Raw genomic sequence first — 18,548 nt, 5'->3', positions numbered from 1 at the left:
GTGCAATCGGCCGTTGACAGCGTGCGGGGCCGCCGGGACGATAGGCCGCGCCCGTCTCGGGTTCCCACCCCGCCGCAGCCCGCGGCCGCCCCCTCCCCCGCCCCTCCCCGTGTCCAGTTCTGCCCCAGGCCCCGTGTTCGGGGTCGTCGGCGGCGTCGGTTCCGGTAAGAGCGCCCTCTGTTCCGCCGTGGCGGAGCGTTGGGGCCTCGCCGTGCTCGACGGCGACGCCGCCGGCCACGCCGCGCTGCGCGAAGATGCGGTGAAGAATGCGCTGCACGACCGTTTTGGGGAGGCGATTTTCTTCGCTCACGGCGACCTTGCCCACGCGGAGATCAACCGCTCCAAGCTGGCCGCCCGCGTGTTCGGCCCGGGCAATGAGGCCGCGCTGAAGGATCTGGAAGCGATTGTGCACCCGGTGATTCGTCGCCGGCTGCTCGAGGAGGCGGCGGGCTGGTTCGCCTCCGGCGTCGAAGCCGTGCTGCTGGACGCCGCCGTGATGCTCGAGAGCGGCTGGTCGGAGTTCTGCGAGAAAATTGTCTTCGTCGACGTCCCCCGGACTGAACGTCTCCGCCGCGTCGCCGGCCGCGGCTGGGACGAGGCCGAGCTGGATCGCCGCGAGGCCAGTCAGTGGCCGCTGGACCGCAAAAAGGCCGCCGCCGACGCCGTGATCGACAACGGCGGAGCGCTGGCGGACGCCGTCCGCGCCTTTGACGCATTGCTGTTCGAGTGGTCCGTCGAACCGAGCCCCGGCGCCCCGATTCGCCGGGAACGCTCCGACCTGTTCGCCCCGGCCCGACCCGCTGCCGGTCAAACGGTGTTGTCCTGATGTCCGCCCCGCATTCCGTCCTCCCCCCCGCGACCGCTATGGCGTCCTCGTCCACCCCGTCGAAGAAGAAACGCTCCAGCGTCCGCGATCGCATGGCGAGGAGCCAGGCGAAGCTCAACCCGTCCAGCGACACCGCGCCCTCGGCGCTGACCGCGGCCGTGGACGACGACGCGGAGCCCGCGCACCCGTCGGCTCCCGCCGCGCCGGCCGCCGCGGCGTTGCAGACGCCGCGGACGCTCTCGATGCTCACCGAGGACGACGAACCGCCGGCACTGGGTCCGCGGCCGGCGGAGGAGATTCACATCTCCGAGCTTCAGCGGATGAGCATGAAGGAACTGCTCTCCATGGCCGCGGAGGCCGGGCTGGAGGAGTACGGGGGGCTCAAAAAGCAGGACCTGATCTTCAAGATCCTCAAGGAGCGCACGAAGCTCTCCGGGCTGATGTTCGGCGAGGGCACCCTCGAGATCCTGCCGGACGGATTCGGTTTCCTGCGGAGCCCGGACTACCACTACCTGCCCTGTCCGGACGACATCTACGTCTCCCCGAGCCAGATTCGCCGGTTCGGCCTGAAGACCGGGGCGACCGTCGCCGGGCAGATCCGGCCGCCGAAGGAGAACGAACGTTACTTCGCCCTGCTGCGGGTCGAGGCCGTCGGCGGCAAGGACCCGTCCGCGGTGCACGGGATGGTGCCGTTCGACGACCTCACCCCCCTGCACCCGGACGAACGCCTCCGGCTCTCCGGGGATGCGAAGCAGCTCAGCACCCGGGTGGTGGACCTCGTCGCCCCGATCGGACTCGGGCAGCGGGGCCTGATCGTCAGCCCGCCGCGGGCCGGCAAGACGGTGCTCCTCCAGCAACTCGCCCAGGCCACGCTCGCCGGGCACCCGGACGCCTACGTGATCGTCCTGCTGATCGACGAACGGCCGGAGGAGGTCACGGAGATGGAACGCCAGGTGAAGGGCCGCCACTGCGAGGTGGTCTCCAGCACCTTCGATGAACCGCCCAGCCGGCACATTCAGGTCTCCGAGATGGTGATCGAAAAGGCCAAGCGGCTGGTGGAGTTCGGGCAGGACGTGGTGATCTTCCTCGACTCGATCACCCGTCTGGCCCGCGCCTGGAACACGGAGACGCCCCACAGCGGCAAGGTGCTCACCGGCGGTGTCGACGCCGGCGCCCTGCAGCACCCCAAGCGGTTCTTCGGCGCCGCCCGCAACGTCGAGGAGGGCGGCAGCCTGACGATCATCGCCACCGCCCTGATCGACACCGGCTCCAAGATGGACGAGGTGATTTTCGAGGAGTTCAAGGGCACCGGCAACACGGAGCTGCACCTGGACCGCAAGCTGGTCGAGAAGCGGATCTGGCCCGCAATCGACGTGAACAAGTCCGGCACCCGCCGCGAGGAGTTGCTCCGCGACGGCGACGAACAGCGTCAGGTCGACCGCCTGCGTCGCACCCTCTCCGGCATGAACCCCGCCGACGCGATGGACATGCTGGTCGGCCGGCTCGCCAAGTCCAAATCCAACGGCGAGTTCCTCGACGGCATGTCGCTGAGCTGACGCCGCCCCTCGCCGCCGTCCCCGGCTGCCCCTCACGCCCCGCATGATCGAACACGACGCCCCCCCCACCCTGCCCGGCGGCAAGTACGCCGTGGCCTGCGCCCGTTGGAACCCGCTGATTACCGATCGGCTGCTGGAGGGCGCCCTCGGCACTCTGCGGCGGCTCGGGGCGGACGAAGACGCTCTCACCGTGATGCGGGTTCCGGGCACGTTCGAGTTGGGGGCCGTCTGCCACGAACTGGCGAAAAGCGGCCGGTTCGACGCGGTGCTGGGGCTCGGGTGCGTGGTGAAGGGGGAGACGGAGCACGACCGGTTCATCAACGCCTCGGTCGCCTCCAGCTTTCAGGCGAGCGGGCGGGAAACCGGGGTGCCGGTGCTGTTCGGGGTGGTGACGACGAACGATTTTGAGCAGGCGCTGAGCCGCGCCGGTGGCAAACACGGCAACAAGGGCAGCGAGACGGCGGCCGCCGCCGTTGAAACGGCGGGGCTGCTGCGTAGCATCCGGGCTGGGGCGGGCTGAGCCGCGGTCCGTCCCCCGCCGTGCCGCCCCTTTGAACAGGTCTCGCGGACGAACCCGGTCTCTTCTCTGCGGCGTGTTGCCCGCCGCCGTCCGCGACGGTTCTTCGATTATGCCCACCCGTCGCCATCCGGATCGAACGGCCGCCCGCGGCGTCGGCCGCGCCGCCCGCGAGATTGTCCTCCAACTGCTGTTCGAGGCGGATCTCAACCCGGCCCTCGACCCGCTCCACGCCAAGTCCGCGTTGGAGGAACGAACCGAGGACGCGGAACTCCGGCGCCGCGCCTGGCGCCTGTTCGCTCAGGTGATGGAGGTGCGGGACGACCTCGACGCCCGCCTGTCCGGCGTGGCCCGCAACTGGTCGCTCAAGCGGATGGCCGCCACCGACCGCAATGCGCTGCGGCTGGGCCTGTTCGAACTGCTGCACACCGACCTGCCGCCGAAGATCGTGCTGAACGAGGCGATCGAACTGGCCCGCACCTACGGCGACAAGAACAGCCCGCAGTTCGTGAACGGTCTGCTGGACCGCCTCCTGCCGGACGCCAAGCGGCCGGAGCCGCCGGCCGAAGACGCCCCGGCGGCGGCGACCGTCGACGAATCGCCCGCCGCCTGAACAGGCGGAGCGAAGCGGGGACCTCTCAGGCCCGCACCGGGCGGGCCGCGATCTGTTTCGCGGCGGCGTCGACGGAGGCCCGGGCTCCCTTCATCTCCGCGACACGCGCGGCGAAGTTGTCCACGTGCGGCACGCTCCGCACAGTCAGCAGGCGGGCGCCGGAGCGGTCCCGCAGCGTCAGGTCGCCGGCCCGAAACCAGCGGCCGGCACTCGGCACGGTCACTTCGGCGGCCGTCACCTCCGCAAGCTCGGCGGCGTCGACCTGCCGTCCGGTGAGGCTCGTTTCGACGATCAGCCGACGATCGGTCAGTCGATACCGCAGGCCGAACGCCTTCTGCCAGAAGTAGACCGCGGCTCCCAGCGGGGCGAGCGGCAACCCGAGCAGCCATTGGGAGAGCGTCGCCGGCCCGATCCGCAGCGGGACGCAGTTCAGGGCCCGGCCGATCAGCCGACCGACGGAGGTCGCGGCGACTCCCGGATAGACCGTCAGTACGTCCCGCTCCGGGGGTGGGTCTGCGGCGTCGGTCACGTGCCGGCGCCCTCGGTCACGAGCGGCAGCGGGTCCCCGCCCGGCGTGCCGTCCACGGTCAGGCGGAACACGCAGCGGAAGCCCACCCGTTCCACCCCGTCCTGACTGTCGCGGCCGACCCGCCGATCCGGCGTCCAACCGTCGCCCAACCCCAGGACGGTTTTCATCCCGCCGGCGCCGCTACCGCGGTCCGGATTGCGATACAGGCCGGAGTCGTCCGTCCGTTCCCCCCGCAGGGGATCGTCGGCGAAGGACTGAACCGCCCACTCCCCGGCGTTGCCGGCCAGGTCGAACACGCCGAAGGGGCTGCGATCCATGCGGAAGCTCATCACGGGATCGATCTGCCCGGAGTCCCGGGAGGAGCCGAACACCGGCTGAGCGTTGCCCCAGGGGTAGCGGAAGTCGTCGTCGCCGCGGGCGGCCCGCACCCACTCCGCCTCGGTCGGCAGCGCCCGGCCGGCCCACTGGGCGTAGAGGAAGGCGCTTCGCCAGGGCAGCCCCAGGGCCGGCAGGTCGGCGTCCGCGTCAATGTTTGTCGGAGGCGGGGTTCGTTCGCTCGTCGCCTCCATGAAGGCACGGTACTGCCCGACCGTCACTTCATGTCGATCCATATAGAAGGCGCTGACGAAGACCCGCGGTCGCTCTTCCCCCGCCTCGGGCGACCCCAGCCGCACGATTCCCGCGGGCACCAGGCAGACGGTCATCCCGTCCTGCTCGGCCCGCATCCGCCGCGGCAGCCCGCCGGGGCCGACTCCCGCCGACGGCAGCGCCGCGAACCCCTTCGGGGCGGCGCCGGTCCAGTCGCCGCCCGGCGGTTCGGGCAGCGACTCAATGGCGAACCGCCCGCTCGGCCCGGCGGCTTCGCTGAGTACGGTGACGGTCGCCGCGTCTTCCAGCCCGCGGGCGGCGCCGGTGAGGACGAAGTTCGCCTGCTCCGCCCGCGGCTCGCCCTCCGGGCCGACGAGGGGCAGGAACTCATACCGCGCGACCCCCTCCGGCAGAGCCCGCAGCGGGCCGGACTTGGGGGACGGCCGTCCCGTCCTCGGACGGGAACTCGACGAGGCTCCGGCGGTCGCCGCGTTGGCTGGCGCATTCACGGCGGGGTTGGCCGCCGGAGCGACGGGCGGAGCGACGGGCGGAGCGACGGGCGGAGCGACGGGCGGAGCGACGGTCTCCGGCGCATCGCCCCCGCAGCCGCACGCCCAGAGTCCGAGCGTTGCGGAGGCGAACGCGGTCAGGCGGTGGCGGCGGGCTTGTTGCAGCGTCATTCTGAGCGATCGTACAGCCCGTCCCGCGGCGCCGTCCACCGGCGGGCCCCGCTCGCCGTGCCGGGGGAATGTGTGGAATCTCCCCTTCCGCCGGCCGTCGCCTCTGTGCGACAACGTCGGCGCTCCTTTTTTACTTCCGGCCCCCGCCCGCAGGACCGCGCGATGATGTTCGGCGCTCACGTCTCCCCGCGCGACTACCTTGCCCGCATCAGTGCGGTGCAGGAACAGCTCGACCTCGCCGAGACGGAAGCCCTCGCCGACGCCGTCCATCGGGCCTACGAAAACGGCAAGTTCGTCTTCATCTGCGGGAACGGCGGCAGCGGCTCGAACGCCAGCCACCTCTGCGAAGACCTCGGCAAAAGCAGCCTGACCCGCGACAAGTTCACGGACGATTCCGTGAAGCGGCTCAAGGTGCTCAGCCTGACCGACAACACCCCCTATATCTTGGCCTGGGGCAACGACGAGGGCTTCGATCGCATCTTCGTCGAGCAGCTGAAGAACCTCGCCTCCCCCGGCGACGTGCTGATCGCCATCAGCGGTTCCGGCAACAGCCCGAACATCCTGAACGCCGTCGAGTGGGCCAACCGGCACAAACTGGAGACCTTCGGCATCACCGGCTTCACCGGCGGCAAGCTGCGGGTGATGGCTCAGAACGGCATCCACGTCCCCTGCGACGACATGGGCATCGTGGAATGCCTGCACCTCCAACTGTTCCACTGGGTGCTGGACGACCTCCATGGCCGCATCAACGAAGTGGGCCGCTACGCCCCCGCGCAGCCGCTCCGCAAGGCCGCGTAGCTGGCACATCTTGCACGAGAACGTAACGCCGAGGCCCCGCGGGGCCTCGGCGTTACGCGTTTCAGCAGCGTTCACCGCATGTTGAGCGGGTCCATGTCGACGACGTAATCGACGTCGCCGGCGGTGGGAAATTCCGGCTCGACGGTTCGCCAGAGAGTGCGGACGTCGTTCGGGTTCTCGCCGCTGAGTTGGAAGTGGAAGCGCCAGTTCTTCTGCAACCGGGCCACGGCACAGGGGGCCGGGCCGAGGATCTGCACGGGGAGGTTCTGTGCCTTCGCCGCGGCGGCGAGGGCGTTCGCCATCTCGTTCGCCCGTCGCTTCACCGCCGCCTCGTCCGGCCCACGGAGGATCACCCGGCAGAGCCGCCGGTAGGGCGGGTAGCTCATGTCCCAGCGGTCGCGGAGTTCGTCCGCCACGAAGCCGAGGTAGTCGTGCCCCGCCGCCCGGCGGATCGCCGGCTCGGCCGGGTTGCTGCTTTGCACGTAGACCCGCCCGCCCCGGGAACTGCGGCCGGTGCGGCCGGCGACCTGGGCGATCAGTTGAAAAGTCCGCTCGCCGGCCCGGGGGTCGGGTTGATGGAGTTGGGTATCAGCATCGACGACCCCGACGAGCGTGACGTTCGGAAAGTCGAGCCCCTTGGCGATCATCTGCGTGCCCAGCAGGATGTCAATTTCGCCCGCGCGGAAGCGGGTCAGCACTTTGTCGTGACTGCCGGGTTTCCGCATGGAGTCGCTGTCCATGCGGGCGATCTCCGCCTCCGGGAAGACCTGCCGGACCTCTTCTTCCAGCTTCTGGGTACCGACGCCGACGTACTTCAGTTCATGGGCGCCGCAACCTGGGCAGGCCCGGGGGACGGTCTGCTCGTGATCGCAGGAGTGGCAGACCGCCCGCCCCTTGTCGCGGTGCCAAGTGAGGGAGACGTCGCAGTCCGGGCATTTCAGGCTCGCCCCGCAGGCCCGGCACCAGACCGCCGGGCTGAACCCACGGAGGTTCAGGAACAGAATCACCTGCCCGCCGTCCTCCAGCGCCGCCTTCACGGCGTTCGTCAGCTGCCGACCGATCGCCCGGCCCTTGCGAACCTGCGGGTCGTTTCGCACGTCCACGGTCACCACCGGCGGCAAGGGCAGCTTGCCGACCCGGCGGAGCAGACTCAGCAACCGGTACCGCCCCTCCTGAGCCGCGTGCCAGCTTTCCAGCGTCGGGGTCGCGGAGCCCAGCACCAGCGGCACGCCGGCCTCGCGGCAGCGCTTCTCCGCCACTTCTCGGGCGTGGTAGCGGGGCACGCTGTCCTGTTTGAAGGTCGACTCGTGCTCCTCGTCGATGATGACCAGCCCCAGGTGCGTCGTCGGGGCGAAGATCGCGCTGCGGGCCCCCACCACCACCTCCACCCGCCCGGCGGCGATGTCGCGCCAGTGCTTGCTGCGTTCGGCGTCGGAGAGGTGGCTGTGCAGCACCGCGACCCGTTCAAACCGCTGCCGAAATCGGCGGATCGTTTGCGGGGTGAGGGCGATCTCCGGCACCAGCACGATCGCCTGCCGGCCGTACTCGACCACCTCCTTGATCGCCCGGATGTAGACCTCCGTCTTGCCGCTGCCGGTCACGCCGTGCAGCAGGAAGGTCGCGTACTCGCGTTCCCGCAGGGCCGTCAGGATCGCGTCGAGGGCGGCCTGCTGTTCTTCCGTGGCGGTTAGTTCCGTCCAGGGTTCGATTTCGACGTCCCCGAAATCCGTCACGTCGGTTCGCTGAACCACCTGTTCCGCAAAGCCCTTGTGCTTCAGGCCAGTCACCACGCCCACGCCGCAATCGGCTTTGCCGGCGAGGTAGTCCGCCCGGACCGGCTCGCCGGCGTCGATCAGCGCCGCCATCACGGCCCGCTGCTTTTTGGTGAGGCTGCCGGCGTCCAGCGCCGCCCGGCCGGTCGCGGTGGGTTTGTAGTAGACGAGCTCCCGCGTGCCGGCGTTCCGCTTCACCCCGGCCGGGACGATCGACGAAAGCACCTGCCCCCAGCCGCAGAGGTAGTACTCCGCGATCCAGCGGGAGAGCGCCAGCATCTTGGCGTCGACCAGCGGAGCTTCGTCCAGCGTGCGGTCGATCGTCTTGAGCCGCTCCGGCTTGGCGCCGCGCTCCCGGGCGTACTCCTCCACCGGCCGGACGGCGACCACGAAGCCGGATTCGCTCCGTCCGCCCCGCGGGCCGCGGCCGAACGGGACCCGCACCCGGCGGCCGGGGACCACCTCATCTCGCAGATTCTCCGGCACAAGATACGTGTAAGCGTCCATCAGCGGCTTGTTCAGGACCACGTCGGCAACGACGCGGTCCTCCGCCGCGGCGCTCTCCCACGCCATCGCGGCGCCGGCGGCGATCTCCTCGGCGGTCGGCTCCGGCGGGTCGAACAGCGCCCCCTGCTCCTTCGCAGACTTGGTCGCGGAAAACGAGCCGGGGGCGTCAGCCCCCGGAGCGTGCGGCGGGGACGGCTCCATGCGCTCCATCTTGGCGCCCGCGGCGCGGGCCGAAAGCGAGCCGGCCGAAAGGGTGGCGGTGCGGGCGACCATGCGGGAACCTCGGCGAGCGGCGGGGCGTCGGCCCCCCGTACAACTGGCGTTGACGTGCGGGCCGCGACTAGTGTACACATAGACACAACACCCGCAACCCCGTCGCGGCACGGTTGACGGAAGCGGTGATCGTGACAGGATTTGTGCTTCCCCCCGGCTCGCCGCACGGCGTCACCGCACGGGGGGGCTGACGCCCCGCCGCTCGCCGTCCCCAGAAGCTCATGCGCATCGGTCTGTTCGGCGGCACCTTCGACCCGATCCACCTCGGCCATCTGCTGCTGGCAGAGGTTTGCCGGGAGGAGTTGGAACTGGACGAGGTCCGCTTTCTCCCCGCCGCCTCGAACCCGCTGAAGGAGAATGGGCCGATCGCCGACGGGCCGCAGCGCTGCGAGATGGTGCAGTTCGCGATCAGCGGGAACCCGGCGTTCGCCGTCGATCGGCGGGAGGTGAAGCGGGGCGGGCCGAGTTTCGCCGTGGACACCCTCGCCGAGGTCGCCGCCGAGAACCCCGACGCCGAGCTGTTCTTCCTGATGGGCGCCGATGCCCTGGCGGACCTGCCCGCCTGGAGGGAGCCGGGGCGGGTGCTGGACCTGGCGACGATCGTCGCCGTGAACCGGGGCGACGTGCCGGCCGTCGTGCCGCCCGGGATCGAATCAAATCGCGTCCGCTTCGTGGCGATGCCGGCCTGCGACCTCTCCGCGACCGACCTGCGGCGTCGGGCCGCCGAGGGGCTGAGCCTGCGCTACCGCACGCCGGCGGCGGTGATCGCCTATCTGCACGACAAGTATCTTTACCGCATCTGATCCTGCCTTCCGTTCATGGCCGAAACGCACGCATTTCAGTCCGACATCGCCAAGCTCCTGCGCTTGCTGTCGCAGAGCCTCTATCAGAACCGCGAGGTGGCGGTCCGCGAGCTGGTCTCCAACGCCAGCGACGCGCTCGATAAGTACCGCCTGCTGAGTTTGCGGGAGGAGGGCCTGCCGGCGTCGGACGGTCTGCAGATCACCGTCACCCCGGACGCCGCCGCGAACACGCTGACGATCGCCGACAACGGCGTGGGCATGACCCACGACGACCTGATCGAGAACCTCGGCACGATCGCCCGCAGCGGGACGGAAGGGTTTTCGAAGGGGCTTGAAGGCGCGGACGCCAACAGCCTCATCGGGCAGTTCGGCGTGGGCTTCTACGCCGCCTTCATGCTGGCGGAGACGGTCGAGGTCCGCACCCGCAGCTATACCGAGCAGGCCGGCTGGCGGTGGACCAGCGCCGGCACGGGGTCGTTCACGATCGACGAACTCAGCGGCGACGCCGCCCCGCCGGAGCGAGGCACGGAGGTCGTCCTGCACCTCCGCGACGACGCCAAGGACTTCGCCGACCCGCAACGGGTCGAGTACGTCCTCAAGAAATACAGCAGCTTCGTGCCGCACCCGATCCATCTGGCCGGGGCCGACGGGGAGACGCTGCACGTCAACGATCAGCCGCCGGTCTGGGTGGAGCCGAAGGGCAGCGTCACCGCGGAGCAGCACCGGCAGTTCTTCGGCTACCTGTCCGGGCAGGTCGGGGCGAATCCGCTGTGGAATCTGCACCTCTCGCTGGATTCGCCGCTGGAAATCAAGGCGATCCTGTACTGCCCGCCGCTGAACCCGGAGCGGATGGGCCTCGGCCGGGCGGAGCACGGCCTGCACCTGTGCGCCCGCCGGGTGCTGGTGCAAAGCGACTGCGACGACCTGCTGCCGGAGTACCTGCGGTTCCTGTACGGACTGGTCGACAGCAGCGACCTGCCGCTGAACGTCTCCCGGCAGGCCCTCCAGGACGACACGGTCTTCCTGAAGATCCGCCGGGTCCTCACCAGCAAGGTGCTCGGCCATCTCGCCAAGCTGGCGGAGAGCGAACCCAAGGTCTACGCGGAATTCTACGAGCAGTTCGGCTCGACCCTGCGGGAGGGCGTGGCGACGGACGGCCCGAACCGCGGCAAGATCGGCGAGCTGCTGCGGTTCCGCACGATCGACGCTCCGGACGAGATGTCCGGCCTGCAGGCCTACGTCGAGGGGATGAAGGAGGGCCAGACCCAGATCTTCCACGTCGGCGGCCGCAACGCCGAGGCGGTCAAGCGGCGGCCGACGCTCGAGGCCTTCACCGCCCGGGGGCTCAACGTGTTGTTGCTGACTGATCCGGTGGACGAGATCGTGCTCAATACGCTCGGCGAGTACGACGGCAAGGCGTTCGTCTCCGTGGAGAGCGCCGAGGCCGACCTGCCCCCGCTGCCCGAGAGCGAGGACGAGAAAGACGACCGCCCCGAACCGGCCGCCCCGGCGGGGTTGGAGGCGGTGCTGGGCCTGTTCCGCGACGCCTTGGGCGAGGAGACGGAGGAGGTCCGTCAGACCGACAAGCTGACTGGCAGCCCCTGCCGGCTGGTGACCCCCGGCGGCGGCCTCTCCCCGCAGCTACAAAGCGTGCTGGGAGCTGGCGACAAGAACTTCAAGCCGCTCAAGCGCATCCTGGAGGTGAACCCCCGCCACCCGCTGATCCGCCGGTTGGCGGACCTGTCGGTGAACGATCAGAACGGGGACTTCATCAAGAAGTGCGGCCGGCAACTGTTCGACAATGCCCTGCTGATGAGCGGCATGGTTCCCGACCCGACCGAACTGGCCGCCCGCGCCGAGCAGTTCATGGCCGAGGCCGCCGGGGCGAAGTCGAGCGTGATCCTCTGATGGCCGCCGCCACGCACACCGATCTCGCCGCCCACCTGGCTTGGAGCCTCCGCGGCGGGCACGCCCACTGCGGCGCGGAGCGAGCGTTCGGCGACGTCGCTTGCGGCGTGCAGGGTCGGCTGCTGGATCGGTTCGACCATTCCCTCTGGCAACTGCTCGAACACCTGCGGATCGCCCAGCGGGACCTGATCGACTACAGCGAACGGCCGGGGCACGTCTCGCCGCCGCACCCGGACGGCTACTGGCCGACGCGGCCGGAGCCGCCGGACGATCAGGCCTACGACGCCGCCCTCGCCCGCTTCCTCACCGATCGGGAAGAACTCTGCGGATTGCTGGCGGACCGCGACCTGCTCGCCCCCTTCCCCCACGCCGCCGGGCCGGACGGCGAGCCGCACACCTGGCTGCGGACGGCGACCATCGCCTTGGACCACCAGGCGTACCACGTCGGGCAGGCGGTGACGGTGCGAAAGGCCCTCGGCTGCTGGCCGGACTGATTCGGCGCCGGTGAGTCGGTTCCGACGAGCCGACGCCGTCAGTTGTTCCGCGGGGCCGGGCGTCTACCCTTCCCGCCCCCGGCTGTTCTCCGTGTCACCCAACGAGCGCCCCCGCCCGCGTGTTCGGCTTCGCGTTTCGCAACCTGCTGAGCCGTCCGGCCCGCTCCGCGCTGGCGCTGGCGGGTCTGACCGTGGCCATCGCGGGGATGGTCGGCCTTTTCGGGGTGAAGGGCGGATTGGAGGCCGCCGCCCAGGACGCCTTCGGCAAGGTGGACGGCCTCACCGCGATCCAGCCCGGCGCTCCGGTGCCGCTGCTCTCCCGGTTGCCCGCGCACTGGGAACCGCAGATCGCCGCCGTCTCCGGCGTGGAGACCGTCGTCACGGACGTCTGGAACCGGGCGAACGTGATCGAGGGCAAAACCGTCGTCTCCCCCCCGCGGTTTCTGCTGGGCACCAGCATCGTCGAGCGGAATCAACTACGGAACGGCGTCTACCGCGAAGCCCTGACCGCCGGGCGGTTCCTAAACGAATCCGACCTCGGCACCACCCACGTCTACGTGGCCGCCCCGATTCTGGAGGAGCACGGCAAGCAGGTGGGCGACACGCTGATCGTCGACGGGATCGAATGCGAAATCGTTGGGGCTTACGAAGTGGGCAGCCTGTTCCTCGACGCGGCGATCCTGATGGACCTGCCGACGATGCGGCAGGTCACGCGGTTTGACCCGAACTCGGTCTCGAACTACTACATCGAGGGCGATCCGGGGGTCGAGCCGGCCGAGTTGAAGGGCCGCATCCTCGACGCCCTGCGGGACGAACGCACCACCGATTGGCGGCCGTCCAGTCTGTTGGCGCTCGGCGGGGGCGGGGCGTCGCTCGACGGCGCCTTCGACGCGGACGCGCAGAGCGACGCCGACGGCCCCGGCCCGGCGCCGGACTTCACGACGCTGTTCAACTCGCTCGACGCCGCCGCGCGGGGCAAGCCGCTGCCGGAGCCCGACTACGCCCAGCTGTTCGACTCCCTGGGCGCCGCCCCCACGGCCGCTGGGGGGGAACGGCGGGACCCGGTCGAATTGCGGACGATGGACGAGTGGCTCGAACAGTTCGACAGCTTCACCGCGGACCTCGATCTGTTCCTGCAGATCCTCGGGGCGACCGGCGTACTGATCGCCGTCTTCGGGGTGGTGAACACCATGCTGATGAGCGTCTCCGAGCGGATCATCGAGTTCGGCATCCTCAAGGCGAACGGCTGGGGGAAGCGGGATGTGGTGCAGCTGATCTGCTCGGAAAGCCTGATCCTCGGCGTCGTCGGCGGCCTGCTGGGGGCGGCCTTCGGCTGGGCCGCCACCGAGATCCTCAATGTGACTTTTCCCGACCGCCTGAACCTGTACGCCGGGCCGGGGCTGCTGAGCTTCGCCGTGGCGTTCAGCACGGTCGTCGGCACCCTCGGCGGCCTGTATCCGGCCCTGTGGGCGATGCGGATGCAGCCAATGGACGCCATCCGCCGTGGTTGAGCCCTCCGCCCCTCCGCCCCGCCCCGGCGCCATCGCCCTCCGCGACGTCGTCAAGACGCACCAGCGGGGGCAAACCGAGGTGCACGCCTTGCGGGGCGTCACCGCAGACATCCCCGCTGGCTCATTCGCCTTTCTGCTCGGCCCGTCGGGCAGCGGGAAGAGTTCCCTGCTCTACCTGATCGGCGGGCTGGACGACCTGTCCGGCGGCGAGATCGCCATCGACGGCCGCCCCCTGTCCGGCTTCTCCGACGCGGAGCGCGACGCCTTCCGCCGGGAACGGGTGGGGTTCATCTTTCAGGCGTTCAACCTGCTGGGGAACCTCGACGCGGTCGACAACGTGCTCGTCCCGTTCCTGCCCCGCGGCGTCTCCGCCGAACTGCGGGAGCGGGCCGTGAGCCTGCTGAACCAGGTGGGGCTGGGCGACCGGCTCGACCACCGCCCGCACCAGCTCTCCGGCGGCGAACAGCAGCGGGTCGCGATTGCCCGGGCCCTGCTGAAGAACCCGCAGATCGTGCTCGCCGACGAACCGACCGGCGAGTTGGACAGCGAAACCGGGGCGGAGATCTTCGCCGAACTCCGCCGCCTGCACGCCGCCGGCGGGACGACGGTAGTCGTCGTCACCCACGACCGCGGCCTGGTGACGGAGGGCGACCTCGTCTTCCAGATCCGCGACGGCCGCATCGTGAGCTGAATCGGCGGTTCCTTAAGCGGAGCGTCCCGGCCCCTTGGAGGGTCCGGGACGCTGGCGCTCTTGCCGCGCGGGCCGCTCACTCCCCGCCGGCGGACCCCGGGACCACGCCGGTCACCGGGCCGTCGCCGCGGAGGTAGGCGACGAGGTCGCGGACCTGCTGCGTGGACAGTGGGTTGAGCAGCCCGTCCGGCATCATGGAGGTATCGCTCTCCATCCGTTCGAGCACGCTGGCGGTCGGCACCACGACCTCGCCGTCCGCGGTGGCGAGGGTGATCGCCGCGTCCGTCTCCGCCTGGATCAGGCCGGTGTGCACCTGCCCGCCGTCGGTCAGCAGGACGGTCGGTCGGTAGTCCTTCGCCATCACCGACGAGGGGGCGACGATGTTGGACAGGAGGTAATCGAGATCCCGCCGGTTTGAACCGGTCAGGCCGGGGCCGACCTTGCCGCCCTCGCCGAACAGTTCGTGGCACTGCCCGCAGGTCTTCGTGAACAGGGCCTTGCCGGCGACGCGGTCGGGCGTCACGTCGCTGCTGTTGTCGCCGGCGCTGAGCTTCCGTTTGTACTGCACGATCAGTTTCGCCCGCTCTTCGTCCGTCTCCGCGACGGTGCCCCACACCTCGGCGAGGCGGGCGGTGAGGGCGTCGTCCCCAAGGTTCCGCAACTGCCGGGCGAGGTCGGCGGTGAGGTCGGCGGTCGGGACTTCGCCCTCGGCCATCGCGTTCAGCAGGGCCTCGGCGCCGGCCGGGCGGGAAACGAGCACGGACAGTGCCGCCCGGCGGCCGGCGGGGTCGAACCGCGGAAGGTACTGCCGCAAGAACGGCGGGTTTTCCGGGCTGTCGGCGCGGCCCAGTCCGCGGATCAGATCCGGGGTCAGCGGGGCGGCCGGCTCGGCGGAGATCAGCCGGCGGAGGAAGATCGCCAGATCGTCCGACGGCACGTCCAGCAGATCGGCCAGGGCCGCCCGGCGGCGGTCGACCGAGGCGGCGGCGTCCGTCACCGTCGCCCGGCGCTCCTCACCCGCGGCCGGGTTGCCGAAGCGATAGTCGAAGCCGACTGCCTGATCCCGCACCGTTTCGTTTCTGCTCGTCCGCAGGGCCGCGACGGCGTCTGCCCAACCGGCGGGGCACTCGACCTTGCGGCCGGCGATCGCCCCGGAGAGCCCGGCGAGGGCCTCTAGCGCCCGGTCGTCCTGCCCCGCGGCGGCGGCGTTCGCGGCCGCCGTGACCAGTGCCTCCCGCGACGCCGGCGTCCCCAGTTCCCCGACTCGGCGGAGCGTCAGCCGGCGGACCGTCGGCAACTCGCCGGCGAGAGCGACCTTCAGCGCCGCCTCCGGGTTCGCCGGCACCAGCGGTTCGAAGGCATACCAGGCCATCAGCGGCAGGTTGTGATCCCCGGCGTCCTCCCCCCGGGCCAGCAGCGCCGCCAGCAGATCGCCGCGTTCCTCCAGCGGGAGCCGCTGGGCGAGCGACGCCAGTTCCAACCGCACTGGGGCGGCGGGGTCGGTTTGGGCCATCTGAACGAGCGCCTCCAGCCGATCGCCGAAGGCCGGCAGCGGGGGCAGGTCGCCGATCGCCCGCGGCACGCCGGCGCTCATTGGCAGGGCCGGCCGCGACTGGGCGACCAGCCGCACGCCCCACAGCCGCACATTGGGATCAGCGTCGGTCAGCGCGGCGTCGAGGTGTTCGCCCGTCAGCGTGGCGGTCGCCGCGGCGGCCCAGAGGCCCCGCAGTCGGGTCAGCGGGTTGGCGTGCCCGAGCAGCGGGGCGAGCAGCGCGCCCGTCGCCGGATCGTTCCGCTCCTGCAACGCCCGCTGGGCGTGCCGGCGGTGCCAGACGTTCGGGTGCGTCAGCAGCACGACGAGCTCTTCGGTCGAAGCTCTATCTAACGCCGAGGCCCCGCGGGGCCTCGGCGTTAGGGGAGTGTCATAGACGATCTTCCAGATCCGGCCGTTGGAACGCTGATGCCCTTCGATGTTCGTATGGTGGCACTGAGACGTGTCGTACCAGTCGATCACGAGGACGTTCCCGTCCGGCCCGCTGCGCAGGTAGAGCATCTGGCTGGCGAGGTCGTCCGTCAGACAGAAGTCCGGCAGCCGATCGCCGACGAACCCGCTGCCGGAGGGCGTGAGAGAGTCCGCGTTCAACCGGGCGCCATGGATGTTGTTCATCAGCAGGGCGCCGGCGTACTGCTGCGGCCAGGCGTCGCCCTGGTAGATCATCGCCCCGGCGTGGGCGTGGCCGCCGCCGGTGTCGAGGCTGGCATTCTTATCCGCCTCGGTCCACTGGTGCCCGACGAAGTGCCGGTGCTTGGCGATCGTGGGGATGTCTTCGTAGACGTGAGGATCGAAATGCCGCCCGGCCTGCCGGAAGTAGCGGGCGCCGGGAATCACGTGGAACAGGTGCGGGATCACGCAGCAGGTCAGGAAGCTCTGGCCGTGCTCGTCGAAGTCCACGCCCCACGGATTGCTGGTGCCGTGGGCGAACACCTCGAAGGCCCCGCTGGTCGGGTGATACCGCCAGATGCCGGCGTTGATCGGCACCCGCTGCTCGTCCGGCGTCCCCGGCGGGCCGACGCGGGAATGCGTGAACACCCCGTGGCAGCCGTACAGCCAGCCGTCCGGGCCCCAGATGAAGGAGTTGAGCGTTTCGTGCGTGTCCTCGTAGTGCCAGCCGTCGAGCAACACCTCCGGTTCGCCGTCCGGCACGTCGTCGCCGTCGGCGTCGGCGAAGAACAGCAGTTCCGGCGCCTGCCCGACGAAGACCCCGCCGAAGCCGACTTCCAGCCCGCTGACCAGGTTCAGCCCGTCGGCGAACACCTTGCGGGTGTCGTGGCGGCCGTCGCCGTCAGTGTCTTCGAAGATCAGGATGCGGTCCTTGCCTTCGCCCGGCTTCCGCTTCACCGGGTAGCTGTGCCCCTCCGCGACCCACAGCCGGCCGCGGTGGTCGATCGCCATCGCAATCGGCTGCGTCACGTCCGGCTCCGCGGCGAACGGGACGACCTTGAAGCCCTCCGGCAACCGCATCACCGCGGCGGCCTGCTCCGCCGGCAATCCCGCGTAGGGGAAGTCCGCCGCGGTCGCCTCAGCGGCGACGGTCAGCAGCGCGAGGACGGCCGCCGGGACGGCGGAAAAACGAAGCGGCGACATGGCGACGACAGTTGATGGGAGCGGCGGCCGGCAGGGTAAAGGGCGGCGTCATTTCGGAACAGCATCCGCAGATCCCCCCGCCGCGGCCCCGCGGGCGAAGTCGTAGCTTAGGGCGCCCAGCAGCCGTCCTTTCTCCACCCCATGACATTCCGCACAGGCTGCGGCGGCGGGCAACGCCCCCACGGCCCGCAACCGATCGCTCTCCTCTGCGGCCACGACCCACTCCCCCGCCGCCAGCTTCGGCAGCGCGGCGGCTTCGAACGCGGTCAGCGGCCGCGTTTCCCGCTCCCCGCCGGCGACCATCCGCGGCAGGTTCTCGGAGGGGTAGGCGACTGGTTCGTCGTTCAGAACCAGGCCGATCAGTTCCACCCGCCGCAGGGACCACCCCGCCAGCGGCGGCGGCTCGGACCGCATTGCGTGGGGGCGGAAGCCGATCAGGAACGGCCCCTCCTGTCCCGTCAGGGAGCCCGGCACCGCGACCTCGTCATACGGATAGCCCGGAGCGCGGCCGGTCACGCCCCAGCCGGAGGCGTTCGCGAAGTCGACGCCGCGGTCGACGTGCCACGCCAGCAACCCGTGCGGGTCCGCTTCGTCTCCCAAACCGGCGAGCAGCGCCGCGGCCGCGGGTCGGTCGTCGCCCATCGGCTCGGGCGACGGCTGCGGGATCGGGGGCCGATCGCGGGGCTCGCCAAGTTCCTCCGGCCCGAACGCCTGCCAGTGCGCCACGCGGAACAGGCCGAAGCCCTGCTCCACGACAAACCGGGCGGCGAACTCGTCGTGCAGGCCGTGCAGGCTCGCCAACGCCCGCTTCGGGGCGCTGCCGGTGGAGTCCACGTCCGGGTAGGCCTGCGACTTCGCCTCGGCGAATGTCTCGTTCCAGCCAGCGTTCGAGCCCACTGGGATACGTCCGCGGCCCCGTCCCGTCTCCGGGAGCCGGTCCCCCCACGGGATCGGGGCGTAGGCGACGCGGGCGGCGTCCGCCCAGGTCTTCCAGGGCCGGTACACGGTGCGATCGAAGGTCCACACGTCGAGCAGGCAGACCGTTGTCACCAGCGCCCCCGCCAGCCCCGCGGCCGCCGCGCGGTTTGAGAGGCGACGTCCCAGCGTGACCACTAGCAACGCCGCCCCCGGCAGGAAATGCACCAGCGGGGCGGGACTGAACTGCGGAGAGATCGGCATCCATAGGGCCGCGAAGCCCGCCCACGCCAGTGCCAGGGCCCCCGCCCAGCGCCACCGCAGCGGCTCGTCGGGTCCCAGCCCGAGCAGCGCGGCCGCCCCCGTCGGGACGGTGAGTGCGGCGTAATAGAACAGGGCGAGTGTCACGGCGAACCGCTCGG

General features: G+C 70.6%; 15 protein-coding genes. 10 read left to right on the top strand and 5 right to left on the bottom strand.

Features of this window, described 5'->3' with window-relative positions; genetic code table 11:
- Positions 1-109: 109 nt before the first annotated feature.
- The 4 genes from coaE to nusB all read left to right on the top strand — a co-directional run bounded on the left by coaE (position 110) and on the right by nusB (position 3,512).
- A complete protein-coding gene (gene coaE / locus CA12_RS17455; RefSeq protein ID WP_165700836.1) occupies positions 110-826 on the top strand; it encodes a dephospho-CoA kinase in 717 nt (238 codons plus the stop codon).
- Between the two features lie 242 nt (positions 827-1,068).
- A complete protein-coding gene (gene rho, locus CA12_RS17450) occupies positions 1,069-2,382 on the top strand; it encodes a transcription termination factor Rho (protein ID WP_390614144.1) in 1,314 nt (437 codons plus the stop codon).
- A 43-nt stretch (positions 2,383-2,425) separates the two neighbouring features.
- Positions 2,426-2,902: a 6,7-dimethyl-8-ribityllumazine synthase gene (ribH, locus tag CA12_RS17445; RefSeq protein ID WP_145360281.1), complete on the top strand. Its 477-nt coding sequence runs from the start codon at positions 2,426-2,428 to the stop codon at positions 2,900-2,902.
- A 109-nt stretch (positions 2,903-3,011) separates the two neighbouring features.
- Positions 3,012-3,512: a transcription antitermination factor NusB gene (gene nusB / locus CA12_RS17440; RefSeq protein ID WP_145360280.1), complete on the top strand. Its 501-nt coding sequence runs from the start codon at positions 3,012-3,014 to the stop codon at positions 3,510-3,512.
- A gap of 25 nt (positions 3,513-3,537) precedes the next feature.
- Here nusB and CA12_RS17435 read toward each other — a convergent pair whose 3' ends face one another.
- Positions 3,538-4,041, bottom strand: a complete 504-nt coding sequence (locus CA12_RS17435; RefSeq protein WP_165700835.1) for a PH domain-containing protein — start codon at positions 4,039-4,041, stop codon at positions 3,538-3,540.
- Positions 4,038-5,309, bottom strand: a complete 1,272-nt coding sequence (locus CA12_RS17430) for a formylglycine-generating enzyme family protein (protein WP_145360278.1) — start codon at positions 5,307-5,309, stop codon at positions 4,038-4,040. The genes CA12_RS17435 and CA12_RS17430 overlap by 4 nt, the downstream gene beginning before the upstream one ends.
- Before the next feature lie 162 nt (positions 5,310-5,471).
- On the opposite strand from CA12_RS17430, the gene CA12_RS17425 reads away from it, so the two are divergent.
- The gene (locus tag CA12_RS17425) at positions 5,472-6,107 is read left to right on the top strand and encodes a D-sedoheptulose-7-phosphate isomerase (RefSeq protein ID WP_242687993.1); all 636 of its coding nucleotides are present in this window, start codon (positions 5,472-5,474) and stop codon (positions 6,105-6,107) included.
- A gap of 71 nt (positions 6,108-6,178) precedes the next feature.
- On the opposite strand, the gene priA is transcribed toward CA12_RS17425, so the two are convergent.
- Positions 6,179-8,659: a replication restart helicase PriA gene (gene priA, locus CA12_RS17420; RefSeq protein ID WP_242687991.1), complete on the bottom strand. Its 2,481-nt coding sequence runs from the start codon at positions 8,657-8,659 to the stop codon at positions 6,179-6,181.
- Between the two features lie 221 nt (positions 8,660-8,880).
- Between priA and nadD the strand changes: the two genes are divergently transcribed.
- The 5 genes from nadD (at position 8,881) to CA12_RS17395 (ending at position 14,066) form a co-directional block, all read left to right on the top strand.
- The gene (gene nadD, locus CA12_RS17415) at positions 8,881-9,462 is read left to right on the top strand and encodes a nicotinate-nucleotide adenylyltransferase (protein WP_145360277.1); all 582 of its coding nucleotides are present in this window, start codon (positions 8,881-8,883) and stop codon (positions 9,460-9,462) included.
- 15 nt (positions 9,463-9,477) lie between these two features.
- The gene (htpG, locus tag CA12_RS17410) at positions 9,478-11,370 is read left to right on the top strand and encodes a molecular chaperone HtpG (protein WP_145360276.1); all 1,893 of its coding nucleotides are present in this window, start codon (positions 9,478-9,480) and stop codon (positions 11,368-11,370) included.
- A complete protein-coding gene (locus CA12_RS17405; protein WP_145360275.1) occupies positions 11,370-11,864 on the top strand; it encodes a DinB family protein in 495 nt (164 codons plus the stop codon). Before htpG ends, CA12_RS17405 begins: the two co-directional genes overlap by 1 nt.
- 119 nt (positions 11,865-11,983) lie before the next feature.
- Positions 11,984-13,375: an ABC transporter permease gene (locus CA12_RS17400; protein ID WP_145360274.1), complete on the top strand. Its 1,392-nt coding sequence runs from the start codon at positions 11,984-11,986 to the stop codon at positions 13,373-13,375.
- The gene (locus CA12_RS17395; RefSeq protein WP_242687989.1) at positions 13,368-14,066 is read left to right on the top strand and encodes an ABC transporter ATP-binding protein; all 699 of its coding nucleotides are present in this window, start codon (positions 13,368-13,370) and stop codon (positions 14,064-14,066) included. Before CA12_RS17400 ends, CA12_RS17395 begins: the two co-directional genes overlap by 8 nt.
- 76 nt (positions 14,067-14,142) lie before the next feature.
- Here the strand turns inward: CA12_RS17395 and CA12_RS17390 are convergent, their stop codons facing one another.
- The gene (locus CA12_RS17390; RefSeq protein WP_145360273.1) at positions 14,143-17,211 is read right to left on the bottom strand and encodes a PVC-type heme-binding CxxCH protein; all 3,069 of its coding nucleotides are present in this window, start codon (positions 17,209-17,211) and stop codon (positions 14,143-14,145) included.
- 48 nt (positions 17,212-17,259) lie between these two features.
- Positions 17,260-18,534, bottom strand: a complete 1,275-nt coding sequence (locus tag CA12_RS17385) for a hypothetical protein (protein ID WP_145360272.1) — start codon at positions 18,532-18,534, stop codon at positions 17,260-17,262.
- Positions 18,535-18,548: the final 14 nt, after the last annotated feature.

Origin of the sequence: Alienimonas californiensis (assembly GCF_007743815.1) — a bacterium.
Lineage (GTDB): Bacteria > Planctomycetota > Planctomycetia > Planctomycetales > Planctomycetaceae > Alienimonas > Alienimonas californiensis.
Note: the sequence above shows the minus strand (reverse complement) of the source record. Positions and strands in the feature narration are given on the sequence as shown.

Excerpts from the sequence above, each read along its gene's own strand:
- htpG (WP_145360276.1), top strand. The coding sequence starts at position 9,478 with ATGGCCGAAACGCACGCATTTCAGTCCGACATCGCCAAGCTCCTGCGC.
- nusB (WP_145360280.1), top strand. The coding sequence starts at position 3,012 with ATGCCCACCCGTCGCCATCCGGATCGAACGGCCGCCCGCGGCGTCGGC.
- rho (WP_390614144.1), top strand. The coding sequence starts at position 1,069 with ATGCTCACCGAGGACGACGAACCGCCGGCACTGGGTCCGCGGCCGGCG.
- CA12_RS17430 (WP_145360278.1), bottom strand. The coding sequence starts at position 5,309 with ATGACGCTGCAACAAGCCCGCCGCCACCGCCTGACCGCGTTCGCCTCC.
- priA (WP_242687991.1), bottom strand. The coding sequence starts at position 8,659 with ATGGTCGCCCGCACCGCCACCCTTTCGGCCGGCTCGCTTTCGGCCCGC.
- nadD (WP_145360277.1), top strand. The coding sequence starts at position 8,881 with ATGCGCATCGGTCTGTTCGGCGGCACCTTCGACCCGATCCACCTCGGC.
- CA12_RS17425 (WP_242687993.1), top strand. The coding sequence starts at position 5,472 with ATGATGTTCGGCGCTCACGTCTCCCCGCGCGACTACCTTGCCCGCATC.
- ribH (WP_145360281.1), top strand. The coding sequence starts at position 2,426 with ATGATCGAACACGACGCCCCCCCCACCCTGCCCGGCGGCAAGTACGCC.
- CA12_RS17390 (WP_145360273.1), bottom strand. The coding sequence starts at position 17,211 with ATGTCGCCGCTTCGTTTTTCCGCCGTCCCGGCGGCCGTCCTCGCGCTG.
- CA12_RS17405 (WP_145360275.1), top strand. The coding sequence starts at position 11,370 with ATGGCCGCCGCCACGCACACCGATCTCGCCGCCCACCTGGCTTGGAGC.